Origin of the sequence: Kitasatospora sp. NPDC048239, from assembly GCF_043202015.1 — a bacterium.
Lineage (GTDB): Bacteria > Actinomycetota > Actinomycetes > Streptomycetales > Streptomycetaceae > Kitasatospora.
The window spans coordinates 682014-699481 of sequence record NZ_JBICZP010000004.1; the positions used below are offsets into that span (position 1 = coordinate 682014).

Sequence of the window (17468 nt, forward strand, 5' to 3'; positions counted from 1 at the left end):
CGCCGATGGCACGCAGCTCCCGCTACGAGGTCGTCCTCGACGCGAGCCTGTTCTCCCCCACCCAGCTGCACCCCACCGCCGTCGGCCGGATCGGGTTCCAGGCCGGCACCCGCTGGCTGCGCGACCACGTCGCCAGCCACCGCACCCTGGTCGCCGAGCACCAGGTCGGCCTGGTGCTCTGGGCCTGGCAGCTGGAGTACGAGCGCCCGCTGCGGTTCCACGAGGCCGACGAGGTGCAGGTCGAGGTCGACGCCAAGGTCCGCGGACCGCACGCCTCCCAGCTGGAGGTCGCAATGACGCTCTCCGGCCCGGACGGCGTCGCGGTACGCACCCGCGCCGCCTCCGTACCGCTGCGGCTCAGCGGCGACCAGGCGCTGTCCGGCTCGCCCGCGGGCCTGCCGGCCGACCTGCTCGCCCGCTTCGAGCCGGACGAGGTCGAGCGGGCCCCGTACCGCTCGCCGGTGCCCGCGCTGCGCGCCGAACTCGCCCGCCAGGGCGGGCAACTCGCCTCCGGCACCGCGGAGTTCCGGGTGCACCGGCACCACTGCGAGGTGGCCGACCAGTGGTACTGGGCCGAGTCGCTGGGCTTCGCCGCCGGCTCCCGCGAGGAACTCCTGCGGACCAACGGCGGCCGGGTCCCCGAGCTGCGCCGCGCGCTGAGCGAGGGCATCCGCCGACTGGACGTGACCTGGCTGCGGGCGGGCCAGCTCTGGGACCTCCTCCAGGTCCGCACCACCGCCCACCGGTACGGCACCGGCCTCGCCTTCGTCCATGAACTGGTGTCCGCCGAGGAGGACGGCGGCGGACCGTACGCGATCGTGGTGGAGCGCACCTGATGCCGACCGAAACGCCGACCGGAACGCCCACGGGCCAGCCCGCCGCCGGGCCCGCCGCGCTGCCGGCCTTCGCGGCCGCCGAGGAGCTGGAACGCGCCCTGGGCTGCCCCTTCGACCCCGACACCGGGATGTCGCTGGCCCGCGGCCTGCACGCCGACGAGACGGAGACCGAGCCCGTCGACGCGTACCGCGCCGCCTGGGCCGCCGGCCTGCACGAGCACCTGGTGCCGGTCGCCGAGGGCGGCCGGCTGGCGTCCTTCGAGACCCTCACCGCCGTGGTCCGCGCGGCCTCGCGCCGCGACCTGGCCGTCCCGGTCGGCCTGGGCTCGACCTTCCTGGCCGCCACCCCGGTCTGGATCTGGGGCGACGACGAGCAGCGCCGCCGGGTCGCCGAGCTGGTGCTCGGCCGCGCCTGGGGCACCGCCGGAATCAGCGAGGAGGCGGCCGGCAGCGACCTGCTGGCCACCGCCACCCGCGCCGCGCCGGTCGACGGCGGCTTCCTGCTGAACGGGCGGAAGTGGCTGGTCGGCAACGGCCGGCGGTCCTCCTTCGCCACCGTGCTCGCCGCCTCCGACCCGTCCTTCGGCCTGTTCCTGCTCGACTTCGACGCCCCCGGCCAGCAGGCCGGCGACCTCCCCGAAGGCCCCGGCGGGGTGCGGCGGCTGCCCAGGGTCCGCACCCACGGCCTGCGCGGCCACGACCTGAGCGGCTTCACCCTCGACGACCTGCCGGTCGGCCCCGAAGCCGTGCTCGGCCGCCCCGGACGCGGCATCGAGATGGTCTCCGGCATGCTCCAGTACACCCGGACCCTGGTCGGCGGCATGGGCCTCGGCGCGGCCGACACCGCCCTGCGGATCGCCCTGCGGCACGCCCGCGAGCGCGTCCTCTACGGCGAACCGGCCCTGGAACTGGCCCCCGTACGGGCGCTGCTGGCCCGCGGCTTCGCCGATCTGCTGGTCGCCGAGTGCACCGCGCTGTCCGCCGCCCGCGCGCTCGACGTGGCCCGGCAGCGGATGCCGCTGTGGTCCGCGGTGGCGAAGTACGTCGTCCCCGGGCTCTGCCTGGACGCCATCGGCGCCTGCGGCGAGGTGCTCAGCGCCCGCGCCTACCTGCGCGAGGGGGTGGCGGGCGGCGCGTTCCAGAAGCTCAGCCGCGACGCCGCGATCACCCCGGTCTTCGAGGGCACCGAGCTGGTCCAACTGGACACCATCCGTGCCCAGTTGCTCAGCCGGGCGCGCCGCTCCGGCGGCTCCCCCGCACTGCCGCTGCCGCTGCTCTTCGGCTTCGGCGAGCCGGTGCCGCCACTGGCGCCCCGGGACCAGCGGCCCTCGCTCACCTACGGCGGCACCGACGAGGTGGTCGACCTCCTCGACGAGGCCGTGGCCGCCCTCGCGGACGATCCCGAACTCGCCTCGATGGCACGGCGGTTGCTGACCGTTCGGGACGAGACCAGGGAGACCTTCCGCAACCTGTCCGCGGTGCGCGGAGCCGACGCCTACGAGGCGGCCCGCCGGCACTGCCTGGTGCACGCGGGCGCCTGCTGCCTGCACACCTGGCTGCAGCGCCGGACGGCTCTCGGCGGCCTGGCCGCCGACCGCGCCTGGCTGAGCGTGGCCCTGCGCCGCGTACTGGCCCGGCTGGGCCTGCCGGTCGAGCCGGACCGCGAGTCCGAGCACCGACTGGTCCACCGACTGCAGGAACTCGACGACGACGACCGCGCGTTCTCCCTCGTCCCGCTGCGGCTCGCCCCGCAGTACCGGGGGCCGGAGCCGGTCCGAAACCCCTAGGAGAACGTCATCACCACCGGACACCAGGACGCCGTCACCGGGTCCGCCACCGGGTCCACCGGCAGCTGGCTGCCGGGCCTGATCGGGGAGCTGCTCGGCGTCGACCCGCAGGAGATCCCGCTCGACCGCCCGCTCGGCGAGCTCGGCATCGACTCGCTCACCGCCGCCCAGCTCTCCGTCGAGGTCGAGGAGCGCGCGGGCCTCACCATCCCGCTGGAGCGCTTCCTCGGGGACGAGACCATCGGACAACTGCTCGCCCAGGCCGGGGAGTCCGCCGCATGACGCCGACCGGAGCCCGGGTGCCGCGCGCCCACGCCGTCGACGTGATGAACCGCGCCGGGGCCACCCACCGCACCCTCGACGCCGAGGTCGAGCAGATCCGCCGCGAGGCGCGGCGCCGGTTCGGCGGACTGGTCCTGGACGTCGCCAACCCCGGCACCCACTTCCGCAACCGCGAGAACCGGCCGATCGACCGCCGGGTCTTCCAACGCGCGGGCGAGCTGGGCCTGTTCGGATTCTCCCTGCCGGTCGAGGCGGGCGGCGCCGGGCGCGACAAGCTGGCCTGGGGGGTGGTGGTCGAGGAGCTCTCCCGGCTCTCCCGCGACCCCGGCCTCGCCGTGCTGATCGACATCAGCGTCGAGATCACCGAGCTGATCCTGTCCAGCGGCCGCCCGGAGCTGATCGACCGCTACGTCCCCGACCTGGTGGCCGGCCGGCGCTTCGGCGTCCAGGGCGCCTACGAGAACCGGGACCCGTACGACTACCGGTCCACCGCCCGGCTCGACGGCGACACCTGGGTGCTCAACGGCGCCAAGCGCTTCATCGCCGGCGCCTGCTTCGCCGACCTGTTCGTCCTCTTCGTGCGCGAGGAGTCGTCCAACGACATGCTCGCCTTCGCGGTCGAGAAGGACGACCCGGGCGTCAGCGCGGTGCCGCTGGACACCATGGGCCTGCACACCATGGGCCTGGGCCAGGTCCTGCTGGACGACGTCCGGCTGCCGCAGTGGCGGCTGGTCTGGCGCGCCGACGCGCTCAGCGAGCTCAACACCTACGCCCGCATCCGGCGGACGATGAGCGCCTGCGGCGTGCTCGGCGCCCTCGACGGCGTCACCGAGGCCTGCGTCGAGGCGCTCGCCGACCGCCGCCGCACCGGCCGCCGGGTGCTCGACCACACCAACGTCGAACGCTCCGTCGGCGAGCTACGGATGCTGCTGCAGACCTCCCGGGCCGCCGTCCACCGGGCACTGGACGGCACCCGATCGCCCGACCGGGACCCGCACTTCGACGAGTTCGCCACCGTCGCCAAGCACCACGCCGCGGAGTGCGCGCTGCGGGTCGGCCAGGTGGTGATGGGCCTGCAGGGCGGCGAGGCGTACATGGCCACGTTCCCCTGGGAGCGCTTCATGCGCGACGTCCTGGGCCTGATCTCCGGCCAGGGCTCGCAGGAGATGCTGCTGGTCCAGCTCGGCCAGCGCACCATCGTCGGCCTGGAGGGCCGGCGGGTCCGCGAGGAGGCCGCCGAGCGGAACGTCGCCAAACTGGCCGACGCCTGGTGGGCCCTGCACGCCGCCACCACCACCGAACCCTCCGAGGCCACCCGGGCGGTGGTCGCGGCGGCCCGGCTCGACGGCCTCACCGCCGAGGACCGCGCCGGCTGCGCCGCGTTCCTCGACCGCGCACACGCCCTGGTCGCGGCGGTCCGGGCCGACCGGGCCCCGGACGCGCTCCCGCCCGGCCCCTTGGGCCTGCCCGCCGGGCGTCCGGCCGAACTGGCCGCCGGCGCCCGGGCCCTGCTCGCCTGCGCCCTCGCCCGGGAGACGGGCCTGCTGGCCCGGCTGCTGGAGCCCTGCACGGCGGCCGAGGCCGCCGGGGACCTGCCCAAGGGCCTGACCGAGGACCTGCTCGCCGTCCTGCTCGACGCCGGCGTGGTGCGCCAGGACGCCGACGGCCGCCACCTCGTCGACCCGGGCCTGGAACGCGTCCTGATCGGCGGCCCGCGCACCGGCGCGTTCGCCGCCCGGCTGCGCCGTGCCCTGGCCGGGGGCGCCCGCCTGCACACGCCAGGCACCCCCGGCACCCCCGCCGACGGCACCCCCGCCCCCAGCACCCCCGCCGACGGCATCCGCGAACCGGTACCCGGCTGCGGCGACGAGGCCGCCGCCACCACGGACGCCCTGGTCAGCACCGCCCTCGGCCAACTGGAGGGCCTGCCCGCCCTCCTGGACCGCCCCGGCGCCCGGATCGGCTGCGCCGCGGCCGACGGCGGACGCTCCGCCGCCGCGCTGGCCCGCCAGATCCCCTTCGTCCCGGTGCTCGCCCTGGACCCGGACGCCCCGACGGCCGCCCCGACCGACGGCACGGTCGAGTACCGCCCCGGCGGCGCCGCCGACTTCACCCCGGACGACGGGCTCGCCCTCGCCTGGCTGCCCGCCGCCACCCTCGCCGCCGACGCCGTCGGCCCCGCCGTCGAGGCCGCCGCCGCAGCCCTCCACCCCGGCGGCTGGCTGCTGCTCCCCTGCCCGCTGCTGCCCAAGCGCCCCCTCGGCGCCGCCGCCGCCCGGCTCGACCTCGCCCTCACCGGCGGCCGCGCCCCCGACCCCGCCGAGCTCGAAGCCGCCCTGCGCTCGGCCGGCCTGACCCAGCTCCGCACCCCGTGGTCCGACCCCGCCCTGGGCCTCACCCTCCTCGCCGCCCGCCGCGCGTAGCGCCCCGGCCAGGTCGGCCACCCGGGCCGGAAGGGGTGCTCGACGACGTACTCCCGTAACGTCGTCGAGCACCCCTTCGGCATCACCGCCGATGCTCAACCGGCGATGCCAACCACCCCCGCCCCGGGCACCGTTGCCGTATCAGCACGGTGCCACGGCGTTGAGGTAGACCGTGTACCAGCCGTCGCCGGGCCGCTGGATCGAGAGCCGCACGGAGCACCGGGTGCCGAGAGCCCCGAGGCTCGCACTCGAACCGGACACCTGCTCGCCGTAGTTCACGTAGGTGTTGTTCTCGTTGCGGTAGGTCATGTCGATGGCGAAGCGGCACCAGGACGGGCCGCTGATCTTCTTGATGCTCGCCCACATCGTGTTCGGATGGGCATGGGCGGTGGTGTAGCGGAAGTACCCGTCCGCGACACATTCACCGGCGGCGAACTGGACGTCGTTCGTCCCGTTGGTCCAGATCACCCGGTCCCCGGAGGCCGCGTGGGCGGCGGGCGCCGGCAGGGACACGGCCAGCGCTCCCACTGCGACGAGGGACAGCGCGGCCTTCTTCGTCCTACTCATTGGATTCTCCTTCAGAGGTCCGTCCGAACCCCGACTCGGCTCCGGCCACGGAGGATCGGCGCGACCTCCGAGCGGAGTCCGGAGGGCGCCGGTCATGCCCGTTCATTCCACGGGCCTTCCGCCGGGGTGGCCGGCGACCCGGTGGATCTCCACAGTGGAATCCGCCCTGATTGTCCATCAACAAAAGAATCCAGGCTCCCAGGTGAACGGCGGACAATCCCGGTTGGCCGCGGACAGGGCGGAAACGGGAGGCGCGCGACGGTTCGCGCGCCACGCCCGCAGGGACGGCTCGCGAGAGTGGACGGCAGGCGAACACACCGGGTCGGCTTGCAACTTGTCCGAAGAACCGGTGGAGGTCCCACGGCGGGCATGTTTGATTGTGCATCTACAAGGAACTGGTCCGGCTCGGTGTGCAGCGGGCAGGCCGGTTCGGCCGCAGGCACAGGAGGGGCACAGGCGTGAGTCGTGCGGGGCGTCCGCAGGGGCGGTTCAAGGGAGAGACCGAGGAGGCGGACGCCCTGGCCCGGTTCGTGCGGGAGGTGACATCCGGGGTCACCGTGCGCGAGCTCGCCCGGCGGTACGCGGCGGGCAAGACCAGCTGGAGCGAGTACCGCTCCGGGGAGAAGGACATCCCGTGGCACCTCCTCCAGCGGCTGGTCCACGACCAGGTGGCTGAACCCCGGGCCCGGACGGTGCTGCTGGAACGTGCCGCCCACCTCCACGAACGTGCCGCCCGGGCGGCACTCAAGCCGCCCGCGGAGGGGCGGTCGGCCGCCCGGCAGGCGCTGGAACTGGCCCGGCAGGCGCAGCGGCAGGCCGAGGCGGGCGTGGCCGAGGCGGAGGAGCTGATCCGCGTGCTGGTGGCCATCGTGGCCGAGCTGCGGTGTGAACTCGGCGCCGGTGCCGGGGACGAGGCCGGGGCCGAGGACGAGGCCGGTGCCGGGGACGAGGCCGGTGCCGGGGACGAGGCCGGCCCCGCCTCCTGGCAGCCGGCCGACGGCTCGCCGGCGGATCAGCGGCGGTCCCGGCTGCGGGAGGCGACGCGCTGCCTGGCCGAGGTGCGGCGCATCCGGGAGACCGCGTGTGCGGCGCAACGGACGGCGGAGCGGGAGTACAGCGCCATCGGGCTCCTGATCGACCAGGAGCGGGCGCCGGCCCGGGCGGACGACGGCCGGCGGCCCGGGGCGGAGCTCGTGGTGGCCGGCGCGATACCCGACCACCTGCCGGTACTGCGATGTCTGGGTGCCGGACTCGTGGAGGTGCGGCAGGCCTTGGCCGACCGGTGCCGGGAGGTGGTCGGACTGGCCCTCGCCACGGTCGGCCCCGGGATTGTCCGCAGCGGGCTCGGCCGGACCGCGGACACCCACCCGACCGGCCCGCTTGCGCTCGGTACGGCGTTCGTCGGCCGACCGCACCGGGAGCCTGCCGGTGTACGGCGGCGCCGTGCGGTCGGCATCGGCGCGGCCATGGGGGCGGCGGCGGTGCTGGCCGGGGTGCTGGTGCTGGCCGGGGTCCTGGTGGGCATGCACCTGGGCCCGGCGCCCGTCACCCTCGGCGCGGCTCCCCAGCCGGTGGGCACCCGGGTCGGGCCGGAGACCGGTCCGATCGGCGGCGTCCCCTCCGCGACGGGTGACAACCCGCCGGCTCCGAGCCCCGGCGGCGGGCCGACCGCCTCGCCGACCTCCCGGCCGTCGAGCGATACACCGCCCGGGCCGACGGCAACGGCGGCCGTACCGACGGTGCCCACGGCGAGCACGCACGCGCCGACGGAGCCCGTACGGAGCGGGCCCACGCCGACCGGCACCGCGGTGCGGAGCGCGGCACCCGGCGACCTGCCGGATCCTCCGGCCCCCGCACCGTCCACCCGGAGCGAAGGGCCCACGCCGACGCCTTCGCCATCGGGGACGACGCCGACGGCGGCCGCCCCGGTGCCCGGCCGTCTGGGCGGCACCCCGATGACCCCGCCCTCCGGGTCGGTGGAGATCAGGAACGCGAAGAGCCTGCAGTGCATGGCCACCTCCGAGGGCAGCCGGGAGGAGGGCCGACAGGTCCAGCAGTTCCCCTGCGGGGACTACCCCGACCACTTCTGGGAGGTCCAGCGGGCCTACACGGACGCCGAGGGCGACACCTTCTACAAGGTCGTCAGCTACAACAGCGCCCTGTGCCTCTCGGTCCGGGACTTCAGCACGGAGGCCACCGCCCCCGTCGTCCAGTCCGGGTGCAGGAACGACCCCGGGCAGTCCTGGAGGATCGAGAAGTGGCCGAACGGCATCCGCTTCGTCAACGGCAGCAGCCGCCAGTGCCTCGCCGTCTCCCACAGCAGCAGCACCCCGGAGGCCCCCCTGATGCAGTACCCGTGCGGGGACTACCCGGACCACTACTGGGACTACGGCCCTCGCCGCTAGGGAGCAGGCCGGGCCCGAAGTCCCGGCGGGGTTAAGGGAGGTGGGCACCCCGTCCGATCCGGCCGGCGGCCCGCGAAGTAGTGTGCGAGGTGTGAACGAACTGATCTTCCGGGGAAAGGACCGGTACCGGCCGTCCTGGTCCCACCTTCTGCTGGCGCTCGCCGTCATCGCCGCCCAGGGCACCCTCGCCGCCGTCAAGCTCGGGCCCACCGGGACCGTCTGGCTGGTCGGCGGGACCATCGCGCTGATGGTCCCGCCGGCCTGCATGACCTACCGGTGCTGGTCCTCGGTCGGGCCCGGCGGGATCACCATCTGCTGGGGCCTCGGCCGCGGCCGCACCTACCCGTGGCACGAGATCCAGTGGCTCGACGTGCGCACCACCAAGAGCCAGGGCAGCGAGTCGCGCGCGGCCCGGATGTTCCTCACCAGCGGGCGCCGCCGCACGCTCCCCGGCCTCCAGTACAGCGACATGTACCCCGACCCGGACTTCGAGGTCGACTTCCGACGCGTCGTCAACTGGTGGGAGTTCAGCACGGACGCGGCCGCGCGGATCAGCCCGCCGAAGCGCCTGCGGGACCGGTTCACGCCGATGGTGAGCGCCGTCATCGTCACACTCCTCCTCACGGTCGGCGCCGGCGCCTACTTCACCCTCACGGCCTAGGGGCCGGCCCCAGCGTCACCCCGCCAGCAGTTGCCGCAGCACCGCCATCCGGACCGGTACCCCGTTGGCGACCTGCTGGAAGTACCCGGCCCGCGGGTCGGCGTCGACGTCCACCGCCAACTCGTCGGTGCGCGGCAGCGGATGCAGGACGAGGAGCTGCTCAGGCGCCCGCCCGAGCAGCTCCCGGGTGACGGGCGGCAGCTCCGGTGCCATCGCCGCCGGCCACCGCTCGCGCTGCGGCCGGGAGACGTAGAGGACGTCGAGGCCGGACAGCACCTCCGCGGGCCGTTCGGCCGTCGCGGTCGCCGCCCCGCGTCCGCGTACGGCCGCTACCACCTCCTCGGCCGGCTGCAGGTCCGCAGGCGCGATCCAGGTCAGCTCGGCGCCGAAGCGGGAGAGCGCCAGCGCCAGCGAGTTGGCGGCCCGCCCGAACCGGAGGTCGCCGTAGAACCCCACCCGCAGACCGTCGAGCCGCCCGAACCGCTCCCGCACGGTGAACAGGTCGTAGAGCGTCTGGGTGGGGTGCTCCCGCCCGCCGTCCCCGCCGTTCACCAGCGGGACGGCCGCGACACCCGCCGCCTCGTGCGCCGCCCCCGCCCTCGGGTGGCGCAGCACGATCAGGTCCGCGTAAGTCTGCACCACCTGGATCGTGTCGGTCAGCGACTCGCCCTTCGCCGCGCTGGACGTCGCCGGATCGTCGAACCCGATGACGCCCATGCCGAGCCGCTGGGCCGCCGAGGCGAACGAGAGCCTGGTCCGGGTGCTCGGCTCGAAGAACAGCAGCGCGGCGATCCGCCCGGCGAGCTCCGTCCCGCGGACCCCCTCGCTCTTGATCCGGGCCGCGTTGTCGAGCACGGCGGATATCTCGTCGTTCGCCAGGTCGTCAATACTCAGAATGTTTTTCACGATCATTCCATCCGTCTCATTTCACCATGTACGAAATCCCGCAGATCGACAGGATTGCCCCCGCTCCGACCTGCCCTTATGATCCTGTGGCCCGCCCGGGTGCCACCCGCTCCGCATATCCGCTCGGGGGACCAGTGAATATCCGCAGACTCCAGGTCTTCCTGGAGATCCTGGAGGCCGGCAGCCTTTCCGCCGCGGCCCGGCGGCTCCGGGTGAGCCAGCCCACCGTCTCCCAGCACCTGCGCCAGCTGGAGGAGGACCTGGACACCGAACTCCTCCACCGCGGACCGGGCGGACTGCGCCCCACCGACGCGGGCACGGTCCTCGCCGGCTACGCCCGCGACCTCGTCCGGCTCACCGCCGAGGCCCGCGAGGCCACCAGGGCGGCGGGCCGCGCCGACGCCCTGGTCCTGGCCATCGGCGCGACGACCACCGTCGGCAGCTATCTGGTGCCCCCGCTGCTGCAGGCCTTCCGGCGGCGCTTCCCGCAGGTCGCGGTGGACCTGCACATCGGCAACCAGGAGGACATCGCCCGGCGGCTGCTCTCCGGCGCCTGCTCGATCGCCCTGGTCGCCGGCCGGTTGCGGGAGGAGCGCCTGGTCCAACTCCCGCTCTCCCAGGAGGAGCTGGTCCTGGCCGCCGGACGAGGCCACCGGCTGCGCGGCCACCGGATCACCCCCGCGCAACTCGCCGGAGAGGTGTTCCTGCTCCGCGAGGCCGGCTCCAGCGACCGCCGCGCCCAGGAGGAGACCCTCGCCCTGTGGGGCCTCCAGCAGGCCAGGACCGCCCAGGTCGGCTCCGCCGAGGCCATCAAGCGGCTGCTGGAGACCGGTCACGGCGTGGCGCTGCTCTCCCGGCCCGCCGTCCACCGCGAACTGGTCGGCGCCGAACTCACCCGGCTCGACGTGCACCCGGCCCCGCCGCGCCGCCTGATCTCGGCCGCCTACCGCGCCGACCACGCCCTCACCGTCGCCGAGCGCGCCCTGCTCGCCCTGGCCCGCGAGCCCGCCCCGGCCTCCCCCGCATCCCCCACCACCCCCGCGTCCCCCACCGCCGACCGCTCCGACCGCTCCGACCGCTGACCACCACCCCCGCCACCACCCGCTCCCCGCCTCTCCTTCGCCGCCCGGCGCGCCGACCGCGGGACCGTCCGGAGACGAGGCTGCCCGATCGGCGCGGCGCCGGGAACAGCCCATCGGCCGGGGCCTTCAGCCCATGTGTCAGCGGCTATGGCCCCGGCCGACGGGCTTCGACGGCCCCCGGGTGGCGTCCGGTCAGGCCCGGCCGGCCGCCTTCTGGGTGCGGCGGGCGAGCGAGTCGACGACCACCGCGGCCAGCAGCACCGCACCGGTGATCATGAACTGGATGGCGTTGCTCAGCCCCTCGATGTTCATCCCGGACTGGATCGAGCCGATCACCAGCGCACCGAGCAGCGCCGACCAGGTGGTACCGCGCCCGCCGAACAGGCTGGTCCCGCCGATGACGGCCGCCGCGATGGCGTTCATCAGCAGGTTGCCGCCGCCGGAGGTCTGGCTGGCCGACTGGATCTGCCCGGCCAGGAAGAGGCCGCCGATCCCGGCCATCGTCGAACAGATGACGAAGACGCTGATCCGGATCCACGACACGTTGATACCGGCCCGGCGGGCGCCCTCGATGTTGCCGCCGAGCGCGAACACCTGCCGGCCGTAGGCGGTGCGGCGCAGCACGAAGTCCAGGATCACGATGAAGATCAGGAAGATCAGCAGCGCCAGCGGCAGCCCCTTGTACTGGTTGAGCGTGTACGCCGCCAGGAACGCGATGATCGCGAGCGCCACCGTGCGCAGCACGAGGTCGGTCGGCGGCCGGTAGGGCACCCCGGCGGCCCGCCGCCGTCTGGCGCCGACCAGCGAGGAGAGGAGGAACAGCGCCACCCCGATCAGCGCCACCCCGTAGGCGGCGGCCTGCTGCCCGTAGATGGTGCTGTAGAGCCGCGAGACGATGTCGTTGCCGGGGAGGTTGACCGTGCCGCTGGAGCCGAGGATCTGCAGCATCGCGCCGTTCCAGCCGAGGTTGCCCGCGAGGGTGACCACGAAGGCGGGCACGCCGACCTTGGCGAAGAACACGCCCTGGATCAGGCCGACGAGCGCGCCGCCGGCGATGGCGACCAGCAGCGCCACCCACTCGTTGACGCCGTGGGTGACGTTCAGGACGGCGAAGATCGCCGCGCACAGGCCGCTGACCGAGCCGACCGAGAGGTCGATCTCGCCGAGCAGCAGCACGAAGACCACGCCGATCGCGATCATCCCGGTGCCGACGATCTGCTGCGACAGGTTGGAGAGGTTCTGCGCGGAGAGGAAGCTGCTGTCCAGGCTGCCGAACACCGCCCAGATCACGATCAGCGCCAGCACCACGGGCACCGAGCCGAGTTCGCCGCTGCTCAGCCGCCGGCGGAACTCGATCAGGTAGCCCTTGACGCCCTCCTGGCGCACGATCAGCCGCGGGTCCACGGCCGGGGTCGCCGACGCGGCCACCGGGACGGGGGCGTTGACGCCGCCCTTGGGCATGCTGTCCTCGGGCAGGACGTGCCGGCCCGGCTCCTCGCCGGGAGAGTTCTCGGTCACTGGGAGCCCTCCGTGCCGCGGGCCTGCCGACGGGTCACGGCGTTGTCCGTGGCACCGGTGATGGCCGAGATGATCTGTTCCTGGTTGGTGTAACGCCGGTCGAAGACACCGTTGTTGCGGCCGAGGCGCAGCACCGCGACGGTGTCCGCGACCGCCATCACGTCGGCCATGTTGTGGCTGATCAGGATCACGCCGAGGCCGCGCTCGCGAAGCCGCTCGACCAGGTCCAGCACCTGGGCGGTCTGCTCGACGCCGAGCGCGGCGGTCGGCTCGTCCAGCATCACGACCTTGGGCGAGCCGATCAGCGCGCGGGCGATGGCCACCACCTGGCGCTGGCCGCCGGAGAGCGAGGCGATCGGGATCCGCACGCTGGGGATCCGGATGGACAGCGTGTCGAGCAGTTCGCGCGAGCGCTTCTCCATCTCGACCTCGTCGAGGACGGCGAACCGCCGGATCTCCCGGCCCAGGAAGAGGTTGCCGACCACGTCGAGGTTGTCGCAGAGCGCGAGGTCCTGGTAGACGGTGGCCACGCCCAGGTGCTGGGCGTCCTGCGGGCGGTGGATGGAGACCGGGCGGCCCTCCCATTCGATGACGCCCTCGTCGGGCTGGTGCACCCCGGCGATCGCCTTGACCAGCGTCGACTTGCCGGCGCCGTTGTCGCCGACCAGCGCCACCACCTCGCCGGTGTGCACCTCCAGCTCGATGTCGGTGAGCGCCTGCACGGCGCCGAACCGTTTGGAGACCCCGCGCAGGGCCAGTACGGTCTCACCTGCCACAGTGACCAACTCCCTTGCCCCGCCCGCCGGTCCGGGGGGCGGGGCGTGTTCCGCTACGGGCGTTCCGGGCGCGTGCGTACGGGCCTTCGGGGGCCCGGTCACGCGGGCCCCGCTACGTGAGGCCGGCCTGGGCGCAGGCGGCGGCGTAGTCCGGCGTGCAGATCTGCGCGACGGTGTAGAGGCCGTCGGCGACCACCGTGGTCTTGATGTTGTCCTTGGTCAGCACGATCGGGGTGATCAGGTCGGCCGGCACCTTGTTGCCGCTGCCGTTGGTCACGGTCACCGGGATCAGCTCGGGCTCCGGGGTCTTGCCCTCGGCGAAGGCCACCGCCATCCGGGCGGCGGCGTCGGTCTCGGGCTTGAACGGCTTGTAGATCGACATCGTCTGGGTGCCCGCCAGGATCCGCTGCACCGCGTCCAGCTGGGCGTCCTGGCCGGTCAGCGGCACGCTGAGGCCGGCCGCCTTGAGCGCGGTGGCGATACCGGCGGCCATGCCGTCGTTGGCCGAGTAGACGCCGACCACGTTCGGGCCGCCGATCGCGGTGATCGCCGCGGACGCCTCCTGGTTGGCGTTGTTCGGGTCCCAGTTCGGCGTGTCGTACTCCTTGCCGATCGTGAGCTTGCCGTCGATCGCGCTGTGCGCGCCCGCCTTGAAGTCGGCCGCGTTGGGGTCGGTGGGCGACCCGTTGATCATGATGATCGACCCGGCGTCCGCCTTGCCGTCCACCGCCGCCACCAGGGCCTGGCCCTGGAGCTCGCCGACCTTCTTGTTGTCGAACGACACGTACGCGTCCACCGGGCCCTGGGCCAGCCGGTCGTAGGCGATCACCTTCACGCCCGCGTCGTGCGCCTTCTGGACGGAGGACTGGATCGACTTGGAGTCCACCGCGTCCAGGATCAGCACCTTGTCGCCCTTGGTCAGCGCGGTGTCCACCTGGGTCTGCTGGGTGGTCGCGTTCTCGTTGGCGTTGTAGTAGTCGATCTGCGCGTTCGGCGCGAGCTCCTTGATCCTCTGCTCGATCAGCGGGCGGTCGAACTGCTCGTACCGGGTCGTCTTGGTCTCCGGGAGCAGCAGGCCGATCTTGATCGCCCCGCCCCCGCTCGCGCTGCCCGAGGACGAGCTGCCGGTCGACTGCTTGGCGCTGCCGCACGACGCCAGTCCGAGCCCGACGGAAACCACTGCGGCCACCGCGACGGCGCGGCGAAGCCCGATGCTCATGAGGATGCCTCTCCAGTTGAGTCCACCCCCGCCTCCGAGTGTGCGAACCCGGGGCCGTCCCCACGATCCGGACTGCGCCGAACGGGTAGCCGGAACCCCTTGGCACCCCCGGACAGCCGAAACGGCCCGCCGGGTGAAGCCGGCGGGCCGTCGTGGTCCGGTGCGGTGCAGTTCGGTGCAGTGCAGTGCGTTGCAGTGCAGTGTGATGCAGTGCGGTCAGGCCTGGTCCGTCGCCGGAGCCGGGGCCGGTCCGGTCGAGGAGCGGATGACCAGCTCCGGGTCGAAGAGCAGCTCGCCGGTCGGCACCTCCCGATTGCTGACCAGCGCCAGGATGCTGCGGCCCACCTCCAGCGCCAGCCGGTCGGCCGGCTGGCGGACGGTGGTCAGCGGGGGGTCGACGAACTCGGTGATGGCCGAGCCGTCGTAGCCGACCACCGAGACGTCGCCCGGGACGCTGCGGCCCTGGCGGCGGATCCCGCGGATCGCGCCCAGGGCCATGTAGTCGCTGGCCGCGACGATGGCCGTGGCCCCGCGGGCGAGCAGCGGGCCGACCGCGGCCTGGCCGCCCTCCACCGTGTAGGACTGGCGGATCACCCAGTCCTCGGCACCCTCGATGCCCCGCCGGGCCATCGCGTCCAGGAAGCCCTGCACCCGGCGGTCGGCGGGGTGGTTGCCGGCCGGTCCGGAGGCCATCCCGATCCGCCGGTGCCCCAGCCGGTAGAGGTGGTCGACCGCCTGCTCGGCGGCGAGCGCGTCGTCGGTGGAGAAGACCGGGGTGGGCACGCCGTCCGCGAACTCGCCGTTGATCCCGACGAACGGCACCCGGCGCTGGCGCAGCAGCTCGTACGTCTCCAGGTCCGCGCCGTCGACGGTGTTGGAGGCGGAGAGGAAGACGACCGCCGCGATCCCCTTCTCCACCAGTGTGGCGATGAAGTCCCGCTCCTGCACCCCGCCGGGGAAGGCGGGGCAGAGCACCGTCTTCAGCCCGTGCGGCGCGAGTGCCGACTCGATCCGCTCCGCGACGTCGGCGAAGAACGGGTTCGAGACGAACTCGGTTATCACCGCGACGAGTTGACCTTGAGTCTGGCGTTCGTAGCCGAGCTCGGCCATGGCCAGTTCGACGGCGTCCCTGGTCTTCTTCGAGACGCCCTGGCGCCGGTTGATCACCCGGCTGACAGTCGCCTCGCTGACTCCCGCGCGGGCTGCCACGTCGGTGATCCCGACCTTCATCGTGGTCCTTCCGTGATCGTGAGCGTTGCCAGACCTCCGCGGGGGACGGCCAGCGGTCGGGGACCGTCCGGCATGAACTCCAGCGAGCCCTCCATGATACGGCCGTCGGGGCCGTGGATCTCGCCCCGGACCCAGACCCCGCCGCCGTGCACCTCCACCACCACCCGGTCCCCGGCCGAGCCGTTGACCAGCTGGACCTGGCGGTACGCGGCGAAGTCCAGCGGCACCACCAGGTCGCCGTGGACGCTCAGCAGGGCGCGGTCGCCCGCGGCGGCCCGCACCAGCGGGTACAGCTCGTCGGGGCGGCCGGGCTCGACCTCGCCGTCCAGCAGCAGGTCGGCGTGCCGCTGCCACTGACGCAGCCAGAACGCGATCGCGTCGCGGTGCGCCTGCGGGATCCGGTCGAGCCGCACCGAGATCTGCGGCACCGAGTGCAGGGCGCCGATCAGTTGGCGGGCCACCGCCTCGACGGGCGCGTCCGGGGACCACAGCAGCATGTCGGAGTGGACGGCGCCACCGACGGCGAGCAGCGAGGTGTCGAGCGTGCGCACCCGGTTGGCGGGCGCGTCCGCCGGGCAGTCGAAGGACCGCAGCATGTTGCCGAACGGCGCCATGCCGGGGCCGACATAGGGCTGGCGCAGCTCCAGCAGCAGGTCGGGGCGGGCCGCCTCCAGGGCGTCCCGAAGCTCCGTCAGCAGCGCGATCATGGCCTGGCCGACGTCCCCCGCACCGTCGCCGGCGTACACCATGGCCTGGTCGAGGAAGTCGACCTTCAGCCCGTCGAGGCCCGACTCGCGGACCAGGCCCGCCATCTGGTCGACGACGTGCCGCCGCACCTCGGGCCGGCGCGGGTCGAGGACGTACGCGCCCGGCACCCCGGCGGGGGTGGGGGCGAACGGCGCCCACTCGGCGAAGCACTCGGCGTCGGGGCCGAGCAGCAGCGGCGCGACCCACGCCATGTACCGCAGCCCGGCCTCCTGGACGCGCGCCACGTGCCCGGCGAAGTCGGGGAACTTGGCCCGGTCGGGCCGCCAGTCCCCGCACCCCGCGTAGCCGCGCCCGTGGCCCAGCTCCTGCCACCCGTCGTCGAGGATCAGCACCCCGCAGCCGAGCCCGGCGGCCAGGTCGGCCTGGGTCTCGACGGCCTGCTCGTCGACGTTCTGGTTGAAGGCGTACCAGGTCGAGTAGACCGGCGTACGGGCCGACCCGGGCACCTTCATCGGGGTGGTCGAGCGGGCGAACCAGCCGCGCAGCAGCCGCATCGCGGTGGCCACCGACGGCGCCCGCGGGACCAGCAGCAGCCGGTGCGGCCGCTCGGAGGCCGGCAGGCTCAGGTGGACGACGTGGGTGTCGTCCTCCTCCGACACCCCGAAGCGCACCGACGTCTCCGGGACGGGGTCGGTCGCCGCGAAGGCCAGCATGGTGGCGCCGGACTGGTCGTACAGGCAGCCCGCGGCGTGCCCGGCGACCAGCGAGACCCGGGCCTGGCCCTCCCAGTCGGCGAGCAGGGTGCGCCGCCACCCGCCCTGCGGGTGCCAGTAGCCGACGGCGTCGCCCAGCGGCACGGAGAAGCGGACCTCGACCGGGGAGTTCCCGGCCGTCACCTCCAGGACCCGCAGCCCGTCGGCCGGTTCGCCGAGCGTCCAGGCCGCCCGGACGCCGGGGGCCTCGGCGAGCAGGGCGATCGACACCCCGTCGAGCAGCGGCTCCCAGGGGGCCTGCGGGAGTCCCGCGGTCGTCACGGCCTCGCCGGTCTTCACGGTCTGGGTCTGCACG

The 17468-nt window shown here is 74.0% G+C and carries 14 protein-coding genes; 7 read left to right on the forward strand and 7 right to left on the reverse strand.

Features of this window, described 5'->3' with window-relative positions; all coding sequences use genetic code 11:
- Positions 1–5 precede the first annotated feature (5 nt).
- The 4 genes from ACGFZP_RS14645 (at position 6) to ACGFZP_RS14660 (ending at position 5328) form a co-directional block, all read left to right on the forward strand.
- Positions 6–836, forward strand: coding sequence for an acyl-CoA thioesterase (locus ACGFZP_RS14645; RefSeq protein WP_392932153.1), 831 nt, complete (start codon positions 6–8; stop codon positions 834–836).
- On the forward strand, positions 836–2623 hold the full coding sequence (locus ACGFZP_RS14650) for an acyl-CoA dehydrogenase family protein (protein WP_392932155.1): 1788 nt from the start codon (positions 836–838) through the stop codon (positions 2621–2623). The genes ACGFZP_RS14645 and ACGFZP_RS14650 overlap by 1 nt, the downstream gene beginning before the upstream one ends.
- A gap of 114 nt (positions 2624–2737) precedes the next feature.
- Positions 2738–2905: an acyl carrier protein gene (locus tag ACGFZP_RS14655; RefSeq protein WP_392932262.1), complete on the forward strand. Its 168-nt coding sequence runs from the start codon at positions 2738–2740 to the stop codon at positions 2903–2905.
- Positions 2902–5328, forward strand: coding sequence for an acyl-CoA dehydrogenase family protein (locus ACGFZP_RS14660; protein WP_392932157.1), 2427 nt, complete (start codon positions 2902–2904; stop codon positions 5326–5328). The genes ACGFZP_RS14655 and ACGFZP_RS14660 overlap by 4 nt, the downstream gene beginning before the upstream one ends.
- A gap of 141 nt (positions 5329–5469) precedes the next feature.
- Here the strand turns inward: ACGFZP_RS14660 and ACGFZP_RS14665 are convergent, their stop codons facing one another.
- The gene (locus ACGFZP_RS14665) at positions 5470–5895 is read right to left on the reverse strand and encodes a hypothetical protein (RefSeq protein WP_392932159.1); all 426 of its coding nucleotides are present in this window, start codon (positions 5893–5895) and stop codon (positions 5470–5472) included.
- Positions 5896–6353: 458 nt separating this feature from the next.
- Between ACGFZP_RS14665 and ACGFZP_RS14670 the strand changes: the two genes are divergently transcribed.
- Both ACGFZP_RS14670 and ACGFZP_RS14675 read left to right on the forward strand, forming a co-directional pair.
- The gene (locus ACGFZP_RS14670) at positions 6354–8300 is read left to right on the forward strand and encodes an RICIN domain-containing protein (protein ID WP_392932161.1); all 1947 of its coding nucleotides are present in this window, start codon (positions 6354–6356) and stop codon (positions 8298–8300) included.
- A 91-nt stretch (positions 8301–8391) separates the two neighbouring features.
- Positions 8392–8961 carry a hypothetical protein gene (locus tag ACGFZP_RS14675; protein WP_392932163.1) on the forward strand — a complete coding sequence of 190 codons (570 nt, stop codon included), beginning with the start codon at positions 8392–8394 and terminating at the stop codon, positions 8959–8961.
- Between the two features lie 15 nt (positions 8962–8976).
- On the opposite strand, the gene pyrB is transcribed toward ACGFZP_RS14675, so the two are convergent.
- Positions 8977–9867, reverse strand: a complete 891-nt coding sequence (gene pyrB, locus ACGFZP_RS14680; protein ID WP_392932165.1) for an aspartate carbamoyltransferase — start codon at positions 9865–9867, stop codon at positions 8977–8979.
- A 134-nt stretch (positions 9868–10001) separates the two neighbouring features.
- Here pyrB and ACGFZP_RS14685 point away from each other — a divergent pair, with 134 nt between their 5' ends.
- A complete protein-coding gene (locus ACGFZP_RS14685) occupies positions 10002–10949 on the forward strand; it encodes a LysR family transcriptional regulator (protein ID WP_392932167.1) in 948 nt (315 codons plus the stop codon).
- A gap of 192 nt (positions 10950–11141) precedes the next feature.
- Here ACGFZP_RS14685 and ACGFZP_RS14690 read toward each other — a convergent pair whose 3' ends face one another.
- The 5 genes from ACGFZP_RS14690 to ACGFZP_RS14710 form a co-directional block, all read right to left on the reverse strand.
- Entirely contained in the window at positions 11142–12410 is a 1269-nt protein-coding gene (locus ACGFZP_RS14690; protein ID WP_392932264.1) for a sugar ABC transporter permease, read from the reverse strand.
- 53 nt (positions 12411–12463) lie between these two features.
- A complete protein-coding gene (locus ACGFZP_RS14695) occupies positions 12464–13243 on the reverse strand; it encodes an ATP-binding cassette domain-containing protein (protein ID WP_392932169.1) in 780 nt (259 codons plus the stop codon).
- A 112-nt stretch (positions 13244–13355) separates the two neighbouring features.
- Positions 13356–14462, reverse strand: coding sequence for a substrate-binding domain-containing protein (locus tag ACGFZP_RS14700; RefSeq protein ID WP_392932171.1), 1107 nt, complete (start codon positions 14460–14462; stop codon positions 13356–13358).
- Between the two features lie 216 nt (positions 14463–14678).
- Positions 14679–15692 (reverse strand): LacI family DNA-binding transcriptional regulator, encoded by a 1014-nt coding sequence (locus ACGFZP_RS14705; protein ID WP_392932173.1) that lies wholly within the window; start codon positions 15690–15692, stop codon positions 14679–14681.
- Positions 15689–17467 carry a glycoside hydrolase family 36 protein gene (locus ACGFZP_RS14710; protein ID WP_392932175.1) on the reverse strand — a complete coding sequence of 593 codons (1779 nt, stop codon included), beginning with the start codon at positions 17465–17467 and terminating at the stop codon, positions 15689–15691. Before ACGFZP_RS14710 ends, ACGFZP_RS14705 begins: the two co-directional genes overlap by 4 nt.
- Position 17468 lies beyond the last annotated feature (1 nt).

Bases quoted from the DNA above. Each gene is read 5' to 3' on its own strand.
- ACGFZP_RS14645 (WP_392932153.1), top strand. From the start codon at position 6: ATGGCACGCAGCTCCCGCTACGAGGTCGTCCTCGACGCGAGCCTGTTC.
- ACGFZP_RS14650 (WP_392932155.1), top strand. From the start codon at position 836: ATGCCGACCGAAACGCCGACCGGAACGCCCACGGGCCAGCCCGCCGCC.
- ACGFZP_RS14660 (WP_392932157.1), top strand. From the start codon at position 2,902: ATGACGCCGACCGGAGCCCGGGTGCCGCGCGCCCACGCCGTCGACGTG.
- ACGFZP_RS14665 (WP_392932159.1), bottom strand. From the start codon at position 5,895: ATGAGTAGGACGAAGAAGGCCGCGCTGTCCCTCGTCGCAGTGGGAGCG.
- ACGFZP_RS14690 (WP_392932264.1), bottom strand. From the start codon at position 12,410: ATGCCCAAGGGCGGCGTCAACGCCCCCGTCCCGGTGGCCGCGTCGGCG.
- ACGFZP_RS14700 (WP_392932171.1), bottom strand. From the start codon at position 14,462: ATGAGCATCGGGCTTCGCCGCGCCGTCGCGGTGGCCGCAGTGGTTTCC.
- ACGFZP_RS14705 (WP_392932173.1), bottom strand. From the start codon at position 15,692: ATGAAGGTCGGGATCACCGACGTGGCAGCCCGCGCGGGAGTCAGCGAG.